Source organism: Paenibacillus sp. FSL W8-0186 (assembly GCF_037969765.1).
Lineage (GTDB): Bacteria > Bacillota > Bacilli > Paenibacillales > Paenibacillaceae > Fontibacillus > Fontibacillus woosongensis.
In genome coordinates this window covers 2656916-2672045 of sequence record NZ_CP150207.1, presented here as the reverse complement: position 1 = coordinate 2672045, position 15130 = coordinate 2656916, and the positions used below count along the sequence as shown (strand labels likewise).

Annotated in this window: 15 protein-coding genes; 4 read left to right on the top strand and 11 right to left on the bottom strand. The window is 51.5% G+C overall.

Annotation, left to right across the window (positions count from 1 at the left end; genetic code table 11):
• Positions 1-78 precede the first annotated feature (78 nt).
• Complete coding sequence (locus tag MKX50_RS12035) at positions 79-981, top strand: LysR family transcriptional regulator (protein ID WP_213588446.1); 903 nt, start codon at positions 79-81, stop codon at positions 979-981.
• A 31-nt stretch (positions 982-1012) separates the two neighbouring features.
• On the opposite strand, the gene aroC is transcribed toward MKX50_RS12035, so the two are convergent.
• On the bottom strand, positions 1013-2068 hold the full coding sequence (gene aroC, locus MKX50_RS12030) for a chorismate synthase (RefSeq protein WP_213588447.1): 1056 nt from the start codon (positions 2066-2068) through the stop codon (positions 1013-1015).
• Positions 2069-2203: 135 nt separating this feature from the next.
• Here aroC and MKX50_RS12025 point away from each other — a divergent pair, with 135 nt between their 5' ends.
• Positions 2204-3169 carry a LysR family transcriptional regulator gene (locus MKX50_RS12025; RefSeq protein ID WP_339159780.1) on the top strand — a complete coding sequence of 322 codons (966 nt, stop codon included), beginning with the start codon at positions 2204-2206 and terminating at the stop codon, positions 3167-3169.
• A gap of 67 nt (positions 3170-3236) precedes the next feature.
• The gene (locus MKX50_RS12020) at positions 3237-3404 is read left to right on the top strand and encodes a hypothetical protein (RefSeq protein WP_196427160.1); all 168 of its coding nucleotides are present in this window, start codon (positions 3237-3239) and stop codon (positions 3402-3404) included.
• A 96-nt stretch (positions 3405-3500) separates the two neighbouring features.
• Here MKX50_RS12020 and MKX50_RS12015 read toward each other — a convergent pair whose 3' ends face one another.
• The 7 genes from MKX50_RS12015 to MKX50_RS11985 form a co-directional block, all read right to left on the bottom strand.
• A complete protein-coding gene (locus tag MKX50_RS12015) occupies positions 3501-3659 on the bottom strand; it encodes a hypothetical protein (RefSeq protein ID WP_213588448.1) in 159 nt (52 codons plus the stop codon).
• Positions 3640-5121: an Ig-like domain-containing protein gene (locus MKX50_RS12010; RefSeq protein ID WP_213588449.1), complete on the bottom strand. Its 1482-nt coding sequence runs from the start codon at positions 5119-5121 to the stop codon at positions 3640-3642. Before MKX50_RS12010 ends, MKX50_RS12015 begins: the two co-directional genes overlap by 20 nt.
• A gap of 84 nt (positions 5122-5205) precedes the next feature.
• Positions 5206-6270: a hypothetical protein gene (locus tag MKX50_RS12005; RefSeq protein WP_213588450.1), complete on the bottom strand. Its 1065-nt coding sequence runs from the start codon at positions 6268-6270 to the stop codon at positions 5206-5208.
• A gap of 42 nt (positions 6271-6312) precedes the next feature.
• Positions 6313-7575, bottom strand: a complete 1263-nt coding sequence (locus MKX50_RS12000; RefSeq protein WP_339159779.1) for a hypothetical protein — start codon at positions 7573-7575, stop codon at positions 6313-6315.
• A 363-nt stretch (positions 7576-7938) separates the two neighbouring features.
• Positions 7939-8415, bottom strand: a complete 477-nt coding sequence (locus tag MKX50_RS11995) for a pyridoxamine 5'-phosphate oxidase family protein (RefSeq protein ID WP_213588452.1) — start codon at positions 8413-8415, stop codon at positions 7939-7941.
• 29 nt (positions 8416-8444) lie between these two features.
• On the bottom strand, positions 8445-9011 hold the full coding sequence (locus MKX50_RS11990; protein ID WP_213588453.1) for a TlpA disulfide reductase family protein: 567 nt from the start codon (positions 9009-9011) through the stop codon (positions 8445-8447).
• A gap of 28 nt (positions 9012-9039) precedes the next feature.
• Positions 9040-9696, bottom strand: coding sequence for a hypothetical protein (locus MKX50_RS11985; RefSeq protein ID WP_339159778.1), 657 nt, complete (start codon positions 9694-9696; stop codon positions 9040-9042).
• A 262-nt stretch (positions 9697-9958) separates the two neighbouring features.
• Here MKX50_RS11985 and MKX50_RS11980 point away from each other — a divergent pair, with 262 nt between their 5' ends.
• Positions 9959-11086, top strand: a complete 1128-nt coding sequence (locus MKX50_RS11980) for a hypothetical protein (protein WP_213588455.1) — start codon at positions 9959-9961, stop codon at positions 11084-11086.
• Positions 11087-11134: 48 nt separating this feature from the next.
• Here MKX50_RS11980 and MKX50_RS11975 read toward each other — a convergent pair whose 3' ends face one another.
• From MKX50_RS11975 to MKX50_RS11965, 3 genes are read right to left on the bottom strand one after another with little or no spacing between them, the layout of a single operon-like run.
• Positions 11135-11572, bottom strand: a complete 438-nt coding sequence (locus MKX50_RS11975) for a PaaI family thioesterase (protein ID WP_213588456.1) — start codon at positions 11570-11572, stop codon at positions 11135-11137.
• Between the two features lie 25 nt (positions 11573-11597).
• A complete protein-coding gene (locus MKX50_RS11970; protein ID WP_213588457.1) occupies positions 11598-13280 on the bottom strand; it encodes a long-chain fatty acid--CoA ligase in 1683 nt (560 codons plus the stop codon).
• A 29-nt stretch (positions 13281-13309) separates the two neighbouring features.
• Positions 13310-15124: an acyl-CoA dehydrogenase family protein gene (locus MKX50_RS11965; protein WP_213588458.1), complete on the bottom strand. Its 1815-nt coding sequence runs from the start codon at positions 15122-15124 to the stop codon at positions 13310-13312.
• Between the last annotated feature and the right edge of the window lie 6 nt (positions 15125-15130).

The following is a 15130-nucleotide window of genomic DNA, read 5'->3' as shown; positions in this document are numbered from 1 at the left end:
GGATAGCATAAAATAAGTATAATATATATAATTTAGGAATAGATAAGAATTATTTATATATAAGAGAGGGCATATCCCATGAATATCCATGCTTTACGCATTTTTTATGAGATTGCACGAGCCGGAGGGGTCAGCAAGGCAGCCGAGCAGCTTAATATCAGCCAGCCGGCAGTGACGATGCAGCTGCGCAAGCTGGAAAAGGAATTGCAAATGCGCTTAACGCGCCTGGAGGGAAGAAATGTAGTATTGACCGATGCGGGGAAATGGCTGGCGGCTCAGGCGGACCGGCTGTTTGCCCTCGAAGCCGAAATCGACAAGCAGTGCATTGCCTATCAGCGAGGAAGCATTGGCCGCTTGAAAATATCAGCTACTTATTTGCCGGCAAATTATTTGCTGCCTGATTGGCTCGCGCAGTATCAGCGATCGCACGCCGCGGTTGAAATCAGCATGGTGTCTGGAAATGTGCAGTTTGCACTAGACAGGCTGCTTCGTTATGAGACCGATATGGCCTGGATTGGCGGCTCGCATCAGCAGCTTCCGGCGAACATCGACTTCATCCCGGTTTATGAAGACGAATTATGGTTCGTAGCGCATCGCGATCATCCCCTTGCCGGACGAAGCATTTCTCCGACCGCGTTGTTCGCCTCCCCTTTTATATTAAGGGAATCGGGGAGCTATACGCTTCAGGCGCTGATGTCGCTCTGCCGGGCAGCAGAAATACCCGAACCGCTGCCCGCGGTTCGGGTAAATGGGCCCCAAGAGGCACTGCGCGCCTCGATGGCCGGTCTTGGTATTACCTTCATTTCGGCCATCGAGGCCCGCTCATACATCAACAGCGGTGCGTTAGTACGCATCGAGGCGGGCGAGCTCAAGGCCGGCAACGTTATTTCATGCTGCGTGCGAGCGGGCGACCCTCTGCCTCCGCAAGCCCAGGCTTTCCTGGAGCTTGCTTTGCACGCATCATCAACGGAAGCTACATAGCCTTAAGGCCTTAAAGGGCTGCCGTTTCTGCTTATCCAAGCATCGCAGCCTGCCGTTTGTAATGATCCTCCAGGACTAGGCAAGCCATCGCTTCAACTACCGGAATAATCCGCGGGCAGATGCTTGGGTCATGTCTGCCCTCCGTAATAATTTGCTGCTCTTCGCCCCGAACATTCATCGTTTGCTGCGGAACAGAAATCGATGAGGTCGGCTTAACGACGATACGGAACACGATTTCGTTGCCCGTGCTGATTCCGCCGAGAATCCCGCCAGCATTATTGCTCAAAAATCCGGAAGCATTCATCTCATCGTTATGCTCGCTGCCCAGCATGCCCGCTGCAGCAAAGCCCGCGCCGAACTCGATGCCTTTAACTGCGCCAATCGAGAGCATTGCCTTGGCCAATTCGGCATCCAGCTTATCGAAGACCGGCTCGCCCAGCCCGGCCTTCACGCCGCGAATCCGGCATTCCACGATGCCGCCGCAGCTGTCTCCCGCGGCTGCCAACTGCTCCACCCGTTCAATCATCCGCACGGCAGCGTCAGGATCGCAGGCCCGTACCGCATTTTGCTCAATGATTTCCTCGTTGTAGGTCTCACAGCGGATTCCGCCAAGCTCCTTCGTATAAGCCACCACTTGCACGCCGCGATGCTCCAGCAGCTTGCGCGCTACCGCTCCGGCGGCTACTCGTCCCGCCGTCTCTCTACCGGAAGCCCGGCCGCTGCCGCGGTGATCGCGAATGCCGTATTTTTGCAAATATGTGAAGTCAGCATGCCCGGGGCGGAAAGCGTTCTGGATATCGCTGTAAGCCTCTGGCCGCATATCTTTATTTTCGAGCATGATAAAAAGCGGCGTACCCGTCGTCTTCCCTTCAAACATGCCGGATTTAATGCTTATGATGTCATACTCTTTGCGCGGCGTAGTCACCGAGGATTGGCCCGGTTTGCGGCGGTCCATCTGCGCCTGGATATAAGCTTCGGTCAGCTCCACTCCCGGTGTGACCCCATCCACGATAACCCCAACGGCCGCCCCGTGCGATTCGCCAAACGTCGTAATCTTGAATACTTCTCCAAATGTATTGCCTGCCATATCGATCTCTCCCTCATTCGCTCAATGTTGACATCTTATTATACCTCTCATTATAATTTGTTCATTGATATAAATGAAATTCAAAAACTAATCCTTTGGCATAGACTCTATCTATGTCTCAATAATTTGAACGGTATGAACAAAATAGATCTAGAAGGTGAAGCGCAAATGGATCCAATGGCTTCCATGAATCAAGTCAACATCGAGCTGTATCGCATTTTCCTGCATACCGCACGCCTCGGCAACTTGACCAAAGCTGCCCAGCAGCTGCATATTACGCAGCCTTCGGTCAGTTACGCCATCAAGCAGCTGGAATCACGCCTCGAAGTCAAATTGTTTGACCGGCTCTCCAAAGGCGTACAGCTGACACCGGAAGGCAGCGCCTTGCTTGAGTATGTCGAGCAATCCTTCGCGCTGCTCAAAGCAGGGGAAGAGAAAATTGCCAACCTTAAAAATTTATCAAGCGGCGAGCTTCGCGTCGGCGCCAGCGGACCGATGATCAAACATCTTCTCCTGCCGGCATTGGATGAGTATCACAGCCGGTATCCGGATGTCCGAATTCGTTTATCCCAAGGAAAGAGCAGCGACATTCAAAGCCAGCTTCTTGATGGTCACATCGATATCGGACTAGTTCACTTGCCGCTCAGCGATGATAGGCTGGTCTCCAGCCATCTTATTTCACAACAGCATGTTTTCGTCGTCGGACCTGCCTACCGCCATTTCGCCGGACAGAAGATGACCGCCAGCGGGCTAAACCAAATTCCCCTGCTCTTGTTCTCCAAAGACAGCAGCACGCGGCATTTCGTGGAGAAATGGCTGCATGATTACGGGATCGAAGCTCAGGTCGACATCGAGCTTGGGAGCCTGGATATGCTGATCGAGTTCGCCAAGCGCGGTTATGGAGCTGCCTTCGTCGCCCGCGCCTTTGCTGCCGAGGAGCTGCGCGACGAGACGCTGTTCGAGCTGCAAATCGCCGAGCCGATCCCCTTGCGCTCTATTTCTGTAGCGACACGGCGAGATATGTCTTTATCCGTCGGGGCTAAACAGTTCATGGAGCTCCTTATCGATTCGCTGCGCTCTTCTTACGGATCATGTTTGTAATGCCCGGTTAAGGGTAACTATAAATAGGGACAGCATCAATTATGCCGAAAAGAAGGAGGCTACCATAATGGATCACCAATCTGAGGATCAAATCCGCAACAAGCTTGACGAGAAAGGCGATTCCTTGGCCGAGAAGAAAAAAATTGAAAGCGGCGTTGACATTGAGCCGCAAGCCGATGAATGGGTAGGCAAGCCCGTGGCCTTCGTCGACGACGACAAAACCAGCGGTAAATAAAATACGCTCCAGCATTTGCACCATGAAGCAGTAAATCTGCGCCCAGCAAAAAATAAGCCCATCGTTTGTCCAACGCGAACAAACGATGGGCTTAATTCACTTGTATACCACAACGTCCGCCATGGCTTCCAATCCCTCATAAGCAGCGGTAACGCTCGTCCGTCCCTCTCTTATGCCGGTCATATTCCCCTCGGGATCTATAGCAGCAATCGTTGAATCAGATACCGTGATAACGCTATCCCCGGTAACGGTCATACGGTGCTGCCCGCCTCGATTGTAGATTACGGCCAAAATACAGCGTCTGGCCCACGATCAGACTGTATTCTCCGGAATCCAGCTGCAGCCGGTCTATCGGTGCAGAGCCGTAAACATATACTTCTGCACTCGTCTTCACCCCGGACAACTCGGCGCTAATCGTTGTAACGCCATGCCGCAACCCTGTAATGTTGCCATCGGAGTCTATGGCAACGATATCGGGGTCTGCGGAAGAATACCGGACTTGCCCGCTGACATTGTGAACCTCCCCCTGACCGTATACAGCGGTGACCACTGTATCCAGCGTTTGGCCGATGCTCAGGCTATAGCTATCCGAATCAAAGGCTAAGGATTTGACTTTTTCGGATCGCGGTGGTGCAGACAGCTTAATCATGTTGCCGTATTCTGTAAGCAATATTACGGCACCTTCACGGGTAGCCGCAACCCGGATTACCCGGTCCACATCCGTTTTTGCCCACTCGAGTCTGCCTCCCTCATCCGTCTTTACCACTCCTTTTACCGTTCCGATCAAGTATCCGCCATCATCGAACTGCTCCACGGATAGAACCTTGCCCTGAACCCCGTAGTTTTGAGTCCACAGCGTCTCACCCAGCGCGTCCGTAAGGGTTAATGTCATATCCGTAAAATAATCGGAAGAGGCGATAGCATATCCGCCATTCTTGAGAGGAATGCCAACAGAAGGCTTGACGCCGCCATAACTTTTCGTCCAAATCACATCCCCCGCCCCGTTTAAATTCCAAATGTCCAGCTTTCCGCGATTACAGCCTATCACTGAATAATAGCCTTGCGGCGACTGCTCGATCGATAACGTATCCATATTCCATAATTCAACGAAGCTGCCGGTCTTTAGCATCGTTTCCCAAACGGGCTGACCGTGCTCGTTCCATTTGCCGGCAATGAGGATCATCGGTTCACCTGAATTCACTGCAGCGTAAATGAAGCTGCCATCGGGATTCTCCCGAATATCATACAGCTCGGCGTAACCCACATCTCTGGCCAAATCCTTGCTCCATTCCACTTCTCCGGAAGGATTAACCTTGGCTACATAAGGAATCCAGTCGAAATAATAAAATTCGGGATAGGTTCCGCTTAGAATAAACCCGCCGTCCCGGGTAGGGGCCGCCGACGTAATCGTAACGCGTTTACCGTTATCTCCAGTTAAGTAAAACGTTCTGCTGCCCTGAAGCAGCCCGGATTGATCCACCTTCGATAAATTCACCGCGTCCCTTAAAGCCACCCCTGCCAAATCATATCCGCTTGCCGTTTCATTCAGATGAAAAATCTTGGTATAACCGCTATACTTATGGCTCCACTCCACGATCGGCGGTTCGTCAGAGGAAGTCGCCGCATGCAAAGCGGACGGCCATAGGGAAATCAGCGCAGCAGCAAGCAGGCATAGAACCACTCTTCGGCTTACATCAGTCATTGAAGCGTACTTCATAATTCTCTCCTCCGGGATATAAGAATTATAGGGACTGCTCTCGCTGTTGCTAGGTATCGTGTTTGATCGTTGTTCGAAGTTCGGTTAGAGTCCGGAACTGCCCGTAAGCTTTACCACCTTCTCATACGAGGCGATATATACGGCTCCACCGTCATGCGTCGGCAGCGCTTTTGTCAACAGGCTTGCCGGCTTGCTCCACTTTACGTTCCCCTGTGCATCGCAGGCAATAACCGCATTGGAGAGGCCGATCAGATAACCGCCGGCCAGCGCCGACTCAATTGACCTTGCTGTGCCGTTCATGCCGAGCTCCTTGGTCAACTGCTGCCCATTAAATTGGCCTATAATCAGAACGGATTGATTGAGCCAGCGATCATAATTAACGATGGCATAGCCGTTATTTGGCGCAGGTACGGCCCACCCGATCCCGTCGCCATAATAGTTGATCCATTCAGATTGACCCGAGGCGCTCAGCTTCCACAGCATATAACTGCCGCTGCGGAAAGCCCCGGCAATATAGCCACCATCTGCCGCCGGACGAACGGATTCTATGGACACGTTAGGGTCGTATTTCGTCATGGTAAGCTCATTTTTCCACTGGTAATCTCCTGTGGCGTCAAGCTTCACCATATAGGCGGTGGACTGGCCCGAATTATAAGAATAAATAATTCCCTGATCGAATGTCTCCCGAATCTCGTTAAATTCGACATAATCGCGGCTGAACTCTTCCTTCTCCCAGAGGATAATCCCATCCGCATCCGTCCGGGCTATATAATAATAGGAATCATATCCAGGGACCGTGCCGCCAAGCAGGTATTCCCCGTCGCGCGTATAATCCGCAGCTGTGACAACGACTTGGTTCCCATCGCTGGTTCGGAGATCCAGCGTTTTCTCCCACATGACGCTGCCTTCTGCGTTCAACCTGGCCAAAAAGGCTTGCTGTTTATTTTTCGTTCCAATGATCGTGTAACCCTGATCCGTCTCGTAGATCTCGAATATCTTTATGCCGGTGCCGCTAAAATCAAGCTCCCATTCCTGGACTGGCTCGTGCCCGCTTGCAGCCATTGCCGTTTCAGACGCGAAGCTTGCCACAAGGATTGCAGCCAATATGAGCAAGCCGTACACTTTTCTCAACCGGAGTGCAAATGTCATCTTATTCCTCCATTCTTTAACACATTCCTGGCTCTGGCACTATTAATACACATCAACAATCGCCTTGGCTTCAAGTCCATTGTAGGTCACCGTCAACATTGTCCGCCCCCGCTTCACCCCAATAAGGTTTCCTTCCTCATCCACATATGCAATCGATGGATCGCTGGTGCGGAACGAACTCTCCTTGGTAACATTAAGCGGCGCAGCTCCTTCGAAATAAGTCACGATTACATCGATCGGCTGCCCGATGTTCACGCTATACTCGCTGGAGTCCAGCTGTAATGACTGGACGCTGCCGAGCTTGATGATTCTTCCCTCCACGAGAACGACGGCGTTGCCGTCTGAAGTCGGAATGGCCTTATCCAGGCCGCTGACCTCATAAACCTGCAATATATTCCCATCTGAATCTGTCTGATATACGCCTTGGGAAGTTCCCAATATATAACCTCCGCCCGCCGTCTCATAGAGGGAGCGGACTTGCCCCGTCAAATTAAGTTGGACGACATTGCTCTCTTGATGGCCGCTGTTTTCGTACAACCTGACATAGCCCTGCTGCGTTACTCCGGCCAGCGTGTAGCCTCCATCAGCAGTAGCTGCGGCTTTTCCCGTAGAGAGCTCCGTATATTCCTGTTCATCAGCAATGCTAAAATCTTCAGCCAATCTCCATGTATATAAAATTTGATCCTTGCCTCCGACAACCAGGTAACTGCCATCCTTTAATTCAAGGATCTGCCGAGCATATGGTGAAGTGAATCTTCCGCTTGCAAGGGTCTTCTCTATTTGTACATTACCATCAGCATCCATTTTCCCTGCGGAAGTCTTGGAATAATCGGCCAGATACACCTCCGTATTATTCAGATATAAATACCCTCCATCTTCAGCCTGATGAATGTAATTAAAGGAAGCATGAGACCCGGATAAGTATTCATTAGTCCATTCTATCCTGCCTTCAGCGTTAAGCTTGGCCGCATAATAATCGCTATACCGATAATGAATACCACTTACGGTGGCCCCTACAATATAGCCTCCGTCCTTCGTTGTACCTGCCGCCTCGGGTACAGCACGCTTGCCGTTTGCGGCAATCAGCGGCAGCTCCTCTTCCCAATAAACCGTTCCGTCAGCATGAAGCTTCGCCATATACACGAAATTAGTACTCTTGTTCAAGCCGACCACCGAATACCCATTCCCATATTCGGACACATCCAGCAATTTCAGATTTGCTCCCAATGCGCGTTCCCATTCCAGAGTCCCCGTCGCTTCAGCAGCCGCAGCTTGTGCTGCCGGCAAAGTCCATACGATCGTCATAGTTAAGATCAAGGTGAATATCCTTTGGTTCCACAGTACATTTGTTCTTTTCATCATTCTCTCCTCCAGGATTTAAGAATGTATGACTGTACTTGATGAACAAGACATTCGAGAAATTCATGATGGCCGGTACTCTTTTAGCGATCTAAAGCAGGATCATGCCTCATTACGCTCCTTGACCACCTCCAAGAAACAGGGTATGGGCTTACCACGACCAGAGAGCTATTATTCTGGAAGTTTAATTGTATTTTACCAACTTTTGATAGGTTAAGAGAATGAATCGAAGTACTCAGATCACGAAAAAAACCACTTCTTCCCGAAGTGGCCCCTTAGAACTGTCAAACAATTATAAATGAACCATGTTCAAGATTTCAGCTCCTCAATCGTCTCCTCCCAACGCTGCAGTACTGTCTCCGGCTCCTTCAGCCGAATTTGCACGCCGGAAATAATGTCGGCATATTGCGCAATGTCCTCCCGGCATTCCGCGACTTTAGCTTCAAAGCGGGTTCGCGGATGCTTGGCCTTGGCAAGATCAGGCAGTCTCATTAGCGATAACCGGATATAACATGCGGCCTGGCCCGAAATCACGACTAGCATCGCTTGTCCTGTGCGGGTCATATTGCGCGTCGTGACCGTATTTTCCCATAAACCGAGCCTAAGTGTGGACGGATTTAAAGCGACGATTTCGCCTGCGCTGATCATTGCCGTATGCGGCCAATTTTGCTCTGTAACGGTGAGCAGCATAAATGCCACATGCTGTTTATCCGGCAAATCTGTCCCGTTTAGCAGCGAATATAAGTGAGGAGACAGAACCGCAGAGTCATTATCGTGATTACGCATTATTTCCCTCCTAATCCTTCCTTCAGCGGCTATTTCACCGCCTTCGAATATGCTTCCTTCATGATATTGTAATCGATCGCTCCCTGAAATCTCTGGGTGATTACGCCTTTGGCATTGAGCACATAGGTCGTTGGATAGGCAATGACCTGATACTGGTCGGTGATCCGCCCCGTCTCATCGAGCGCATGTGGAAACGTCAAGCCGAGATCTTTGAGGAAAGACTTCACATGTTCCTTGCCTTCTTCCAAGTGAGTCATATTGACCGCCAGCACAACCGCATCCTTATCCGCATATTTCGCGTAAAACTTCTCCATATGAGGCATCTCCAGCCGGCATGGCGGACACCAGCTAGCCCAGAAATTAAGCAGTACCGTCTTGCCGCGATAATCGCTTAGCTTCACCTCGTTTCCATCCAGATTGTACAAGGTGAAATCCGGTGCACGGTTGCCGACCTTCAAGCCGATTGGAACGGAATCATCCTCTGTGGCTGACTCCCCAGCCGTTATCGGGTTGACATCTGCTTTAGTCATGTAATCATACACACCCCAACCGATCAAGCCCAGAAGCACGATGATGGCGATCCAGTTTTTTCTCATTTGATTTCACTGCCTCCTTTGACTTCGGTCATAATCGTTTGGATTTATCGTGGCGATTCCGGCGATTCCCTATTGAATCCAAGACGAGCATCGCCACTGCCAAGAGAATGAATAAAAGCTGCTCCAGTGAAAAACCGGCCAACACGATATGGCGATTTCCGTCCAGAAAGGGAAAAACGGCAGAGCCTATGCTATACCACAAAACGAGCGGCACGAAGGAGCTTAGCGGTAAATCGAATTTCAACCAGGCTGCAATCGACAGGACTAGAGATAGAAGCGCGCAAAGCGGCAGCTTCCAGCCTAACGAGTCTTCCCACAGAAAGAACATCGTGAACCTGGCAGCCTGTACGGCGGCAAATGCCAAAACTGATGATTTAATAAGAAGTTGAACCAGCGGCCGATTTCTATAGCCCTTGTAAGCAAGATAGGCCATCCCTCCGAGCGCCCCAAGCCATAAGCCCCTTTGACCTCCCGAGAAGTACAGCAGCGACAGGGGATTCGCAAGCGCTTCTAGCGGATCAAAAATCAGCATGCTGAATTTCCATAAGAAAAATCCGATTCCCAGAGCAGTGACGTAAGAATCCTTGATCCAGCGGCCCTCTTCCCGATGACGCAGCCGGATGCTTAGAACGCTGTAACCGATGACGGCCGACAGCAAAAACATGAGCAAATCCGCTCTTAACATTAGCGGCCCAAACGTTATTGTTCCGATTGTATTCCCTCCGCTCTATCCAAGAATCTTTCCGAAATACCCCTCGGGGTATACAAAAAGAATAGGTCTTTTGCTATTTCGTGTCAAGCCGCGCCCATTTCGTCTGCTTCGAGGTTTTCACAACAGTTTAAAAAGACTATAGTCCTATCTTTCGGTACTTGCGAAACCAGTCCAATGCATACTCGTATAACATCATTTGTATAACATATATCACATTGCCAGGGAGTGCATCGATTTGATTGAAATGCGCAATAAGGAAAACTTGAAATACTCCAATGAAATTCCAAAGTGGGCCAAATTTGCCCATATTATCATTATTACCGTTATCGCGCTGATCGGAGCAGGAGCGTTTGTGCTCGGGGGCTATTTTATATTTGAAAAAGAAGGGCTTGGAGCGGTGCTTTGCATTTTCGTAGGAGTCGTCATTGTATGGGCAACGCGCATGATGATCCTGGGGAGCAAACTGCATACCGATTTTACAATAATCAGCGAGCTGCGAAACGATGGCTATTATACCTATTTCAAAAATATAAAAAGCGGCCATGAACACGAGCATCTGATCCCGTTCCAGCGCATGCAGGAGGTTCTTATCGCACGCAAGACGCAGTATGTCTCTTCCGGAAGATCTAACACACCCGGCTATTATGTCGTCTGTGCACAAATTATTATGAAATGGCAGGACGAGCACGGAAATGTCGATTATGCTTTGTTTGGTTTAGGAAGCCGCAGCGACCTGATGAAGTGGGTGCATAAATTTTGGGAGCATCACGTTCCCGTATACCATACGCTTCAAAATGTCAGCGAAGCTTCAGCGCAGGACTATGCTGCGGGGTACCATGAGCTCGATAAAACGCTGTTAAGCTCCATGGACGCCTTGTCCGACATCGAAACAAGACAACGCAGAAATATTCCAATTTGGCAAAGTACCGATATGAAGCACCGCAAGGCGCAGCGGCACGCTGCAAACGACCAGCGGATTTTCCGCCCGTTGTTCGCAGGGGTCCTGCTGTCCCTATTTCTCATTGCTATGCTGTGGGTCCCCTATTGGCCGATCGAGGAAGAAATGTTTCCCGACAGCTCGCCTTCATCAGTGGTTTGCATATTAACCGTATTAAGCATTGTCGTTTCGAGAACTTACTGGAGACGGGGACAGAAGTGGTATATTCCCCTTGTCGATACCCTGGTCATTTTAACGGCGTATTTTGCCGGACTGCTAACAGCCAAACTGTGGCAGCCTATTCCTTCGATTTATTTTGAAGCGGTTTTGATCGACGTGCTGACAGCCGGATTTTTCCTGATCACTATATTCCTCGTATTCAAGCTCATCTATTTCCGCGATTGGCTGGAGAAGCGGAGCAAATAACAATAAACCGACCTTGCTCCAAAGGTCGGTTTATTTATCGCGCAGCTTTTACCCCGTTCCGTTAATGACGCGAAACGTCCCGCTGCCAAAGGCGCAAAGCTCTCCGTTTTCCAGCCGGGCATAAGCCTGGGTCGAAATGGATTTGCGGGAACTGTGTATGATTTCTGCGGTAACGACGATGCGTCCCTGTTCGGCCTTCGCTACATAGTTCATGCTGAGATTGGTTGTCACAACGCTGTCATGAGGACGCGCAAGCATAGCGGCCAGTCCCATCGCCGAATCGACAAGCGTGGCATATACTCCGCCGTGGACGATGCCGATGAGGTTCAAATGATGGGGCTGAATGTCCAGCGTCACGATAACTTTTCCTTCGTGAATCTCCGCGATTTCGCAGCCCAAGTAATCCCAAAACGTATTCTGAGCCATGGCATTCCATCTCTCAATATTACGCTGCAAAGCGTCCTTGTCTTCTGTATCTGCATTCATAACCTGCTTCTCCCTTCCCCCGGGATCATAATTGCGGCTTCTCGTTCTCTTCCTCAACCAGCTTGCGGCGCAGCACCTTGCCGGCAAGTGTCTTTGGCAGACTCTCGCGGAACTCGTAAATTTTGGGCACTTTATAGGCAGCGAGCTTCTCTTTGCACCATTGCTTCAGCGACGCTTCGTCAGGCGCCGCTCCGCTGCGTAGCACTACGTATGCTTTCACCGTCTCTCCGCGATAAGGGTCGAACACGCCGGCGACGATAGCCTCGGCAACGTCGGGATGCTCGAAGAGCACTTCCTCGACCTCCCGGGGATATATATTGTAGCCGCCCGCAATAATCAAGTCCTTGCGCCGATCGAGAATGTAGAAAAATCCGTCCTCGTCCATGCGCCCCAAATCCCCGGTCAGCAGCCAGCCTTCTTTTAGCGTTTTATACGTATCCTCCGGCCTGTTCCAGTAGCCTTTCATGACCTGGGGGCCGCGCACGGCCAACTCGCCGATTTCGCCAGGCTTCACATCCTCCAGCGTATCCGGAACTACGATGCGGGCTTCCGTATCAGGCAAGGGGATGCCGATGGAACCGCTTTTGCGCTTCTCCCAAATGTTGTTGGCATGCGTCACGGGAGACGCCTCTGTCAAGCCGTACCCTTCGATCAGCTTGCCTCCCGTCAATGCCTCGAACCGGGTCTGAACCTCAAGCGGCAGCGGCGCTGCGCCGCTGATACATACATTGATGGAGGATAAATCGTATTTCCGGACATCCGGATGGTTGATGATCGCCACATACATTGTTGGCGCCCCAGGGAATACGGTCGGCCTCTGCCGATCAATCGCCTTCAAAATCTGATCTACCTCGAACCTCGGCATCAGGATCAGCGTTCCGGCCATATACACCGCTTTATTCAGAAGCACTGTCATGCCGAACACATGAAAAAACGGAAGCGCCGCCAAATATTTCTCCTCTGCCTCTCGGCCGCGGTAGAACCACAGATGTGTCTGCAGCGTATTCGCCACTAAGTTGGCATGCGTCAGCATCACGCCTTTCGCGAAGCCTGTCGTCCCACCCGTATATTGTATTAGCGCCAGATCCTTTTCGCCGTCCACCGCAGCCTCGCAAGGCTCTGGTGAAGCTCCCTTGATTAGTTCTTTTAAAGAAAGCACCCTGCGGCCGTAGTCTATCTTCACGTACATGCCGTCCTTTTTGGCCTTGATGGGATACAGCACGTTTTTGGGAAAAGGCAAATAATCCTTCACCGAGGTGACGAGGATATAGTCCAGGCCGTCTCCGCCCACGCCAATTGCGTTCTTAACGCGAGCGACGAGCGCATCCAAGGTGACGATCAAGCGCACGTCGGCATCCTTGAGCTGATGCTCCAGCTCCCGCGGCATATAGAGCGGGTTCGTCATAACGACGATCCCGCCCATCAGCAGCGTCCCGTAATAAGCGATGACGGACTGGGGGCAATTGGGCAGCATGACCGCGACCCTCTCCCCTTTCCCAATGCCCAGCTTCAACAGTGCATTGGCAAAACGATAGCAATGATCAAGCAGTGTGCCGTAGCTTATTTTGGCGCCCATAAATTCAAGAGCGATTTTCTCCGGATGACCTGCTGCGGAATCTACCAGAAATTTTGCCAGATTATGTGCAGGATATTCAAAGGTCGGTGGTACTTCAGCGGGATAATGTCTCAACCAAGGTTTGTTTGACATTGCCGTCCACCCCTATCTTCGGATGTTCGTTACACAACGTATTTCTCGGCTGCGATAACTTTTCCGGCAATTTGCCGCTTCAAGCCTATCAGGTCGACCAGCGTTCTGCGCGTCAGCTTCTTGAGCACGGACAACTGCGTCCGCAGCGTATCTCCCGATTCCATCGCCGCCAGCAGCTCCTTCGCCCATCCTTCCACCTGCCCGAACTGCTCATGAATAAACAACGTTGTCATATTGACCGGAAGCTCCGCCTTCGCCTCATGGGACGTTTCCATAATTTTGAGGGTTCGCAGCAGCGCGCTTTCCATCGCATAAATCGAAATCATCATATCGGCAAGCAGACTCAGGATTTCCTGCTCCTGCTCCAGCTTCATTTGGTACTTCTGCACCGCGCCCGCACCGGTCATCAAGAATATCTTCTTGGCCATGGCCAGCATATGGGCTTCCTGCTCCAATGTCCCTTCAAAGGAAGCGGGCGGTGTCATGCCGAGCAGCTCCGACTGCAGCGCTATCGCCTTCTGCATTAGAGGGAGCTCGCCCTTCAGCGCCCGCTTGACAAGCGTTCCCGGAATGAGCAATCGATTGATTTCGTTTGTCCCTTCGAATATGCGGTTAATCCGCGAGTCGCGGTATATCCGTTCGATCGGATACTCCTGAATATAGCCATAGCCGCCGTGGATCTGAACGCCCTCGTCGGCGACGAAGTCCAGCACCTCGGAGCCGAACACCTTATTGATCGAGCATTCCAGCTGATATTCGGCGATCGCTTTGGCCGACTGGTAGCCGACATCCGCACTTTGATGATCCACATCAGCGAGGCCGACGTCGAATAATCCAGCCGTTCGATACACCATGCTTTCCAGCACGAAGGTGCGGACGTTCATCTCTGCCAACTTCTGGCCAATCAGCGGAAAAGAGCTGATCGGACGGCCGAACTGCGAGCGTTCGTTGGCATATTGGGCTGAATGCTGGATCGCATCCTTCGCTGCGCCGACGCAGCCGGCAGCCAGCTTGAACCGGCCGATGTTCAGAATGTTGAAGGCAATCAGGTGGCCTTTGCCAACCTCCCAGAGCAGGTTATCGGCAGGCACCTTCACGTCCTCCAGAATGAGCGGGCAGGTCGAGGAGCCCTTAATCCCCATCTTTTTCTCCTCAGGCCCAATGCTGACGCCCTCCATTTCGCGTTCGACGATGAATGTGCTGAAGTCTTTACCATCAACTTTGGCATATACGATAAACACGTCGGCAAAGCCTGCATTTGTGATGAATTGTTTTGTTCCGTTCAGCACGTAATGCGAGCCGTCTTCAGTCAGCACAGCCGTCGTCTTTGCGCCAAGCGCATCCGAGCCCGAGGACGGCTCTGTCAGGCAGTAGGCGGCAATTTTCTCTCCGGTTGCGAGCAGCGGCAAATATTTCTGCTTCTGCGCTTCCGTCCCGAAATACACAATGGGAAGGGTGCCGATGCCGACGTGCGCACCGACTGAGAGAGCGAAGGAAGACGCCTTCGTTAACCGTTCATTGATCAGCGTTGCGCTCACTTTATCCAGCCCCATCCCGCCGTAGCTCTCCGGTACCTCAGCGCCTAGCAGCCCGAGCTCGCCTGCTTTTCTAAGCAGCTTCACCGTAAGTTCATAGTCCAGCTTCTCGATCTCTTCGTCGAGTGGCAAAATTTCCGCGGCCACGAAATCTTCCGTCGTCCCGGCGATCATGCGGTGCTCCTCCGTGAAGTCCTCCGGCGTCGTTACTCTGCGGCAGTCCAGATCCTCAATCACGAAGGCTCCGCCTAACACTTTACGTGCGGATTCCCGTGTGGTGTCCGCCGCTTGGACCGTATCGTTATTCATCCTTGA

What these genes read in the sequence shown, in the direction of transcription:
- MKX50_RS12035 (WP_213588446.1), top strand. Translation starts at nt 79, where the DNA reads ATGAATATCCATGCTTTACGCATTTTTTATGAGATTGCACGAGCCGGA.
- aroC (WP_213588447.1), bottom strand. Translation starts at nt 2,068, where the DNA reads ATGGCAGGCAATACATTTGGAGAAGTATTCAAGATTACGACGTTTGGC.
- MKX50_RS12025 (WP_339159780.1), top strand. Translation starts at nt 2,204, where the DNA reads ATGAACAAAATAGATCTAGAAGGTGAAGCGCAAATGGATCCAATGGCT.
- MKX50_RS12020 (WP_196427160.1), top strand. Translation starts at nt 3,237, where the DNA reads ATGGATCACCAATCTGAGGATCAAATCCGCAACAAGCTTGACGAGAAA.
- MKX50_RS12015 (WP_213588448.1), bottom strand. Translation starts at nt 3,659, where the DNA reads ATGACCGTTACCGGGGATAGCGTTATCACGGTATCTGATTCAACGATT.
- MKX50_RS12010 (WP_213588449.1), bottom strand. Translation starts at nt 5,121, where the DNA reads ATGAAGTACGCTTCAATGACTGATGTAAGCCGAAGAGTGGTTCTATGC.
- MKX50_RS12005 (WP_213588450.1), bottom strand. Translation starts at nt 6,270, where the DNA reads ATGACATTTGCACTCCGGTTGAGAAAAGTGTACGGCTTGCTCATATTG.
- MKX50_RS12000 (WP_339159779.1), bottom strand. Translation starts at nt 7,575, where the DNA reads ATGACGATCGTATGGACTTTGCCGGCAGCACAAGCTGCGGCTGCTGAA.
- MKX50_RS11995 (WP_213588452.1), bottom strand. Translation starts at nt 8,415, where the DNA reads ATGCGTAATCACGATAATGACTCTGCGGTTCTGTCTCCTCACTTATAT.
- MKX50_RS11990 (WP_213588453.1), bottom strand. Translation starts at nt 9,011, where the DNA reads ATGAGAAAAAACTGGATCGCCATCATCGTGCTTCTGGGCTTGATCGGT.
- MKX50_RS11985 (WP_339159778.1), bottom strand. Translation starts at nt 9,696, where the DNA reads ATGTTAAGAGCGGATTTGCTCATGTTTTTGCTGTCGGCCGTCATCGGT.
- MKX50_RS11975 (WP_213588456.1), bottom strand. Translation starts at nt 11,572, where the DNA reads ATGAATGCAGATACAGAAGACAAGGACGCTTTGCAGCGTAATATTGAG.
- MKX50_RS11970 (WP_213588457.1), bottom strand. Translation starts at nt 13,280, where the DNA reads ATGTCAAACAAACCTTGGTTGAGACATTATCCCGCTGAAGTACCACCG.
- MKX50_RS11965 (WP_213588458.1), bottom strand. Translation starts at nt 15,124, where the DNA reads ATGAATAACGATACGGTCCAAGCGGCGGACACCACACGGGAATCCGCA.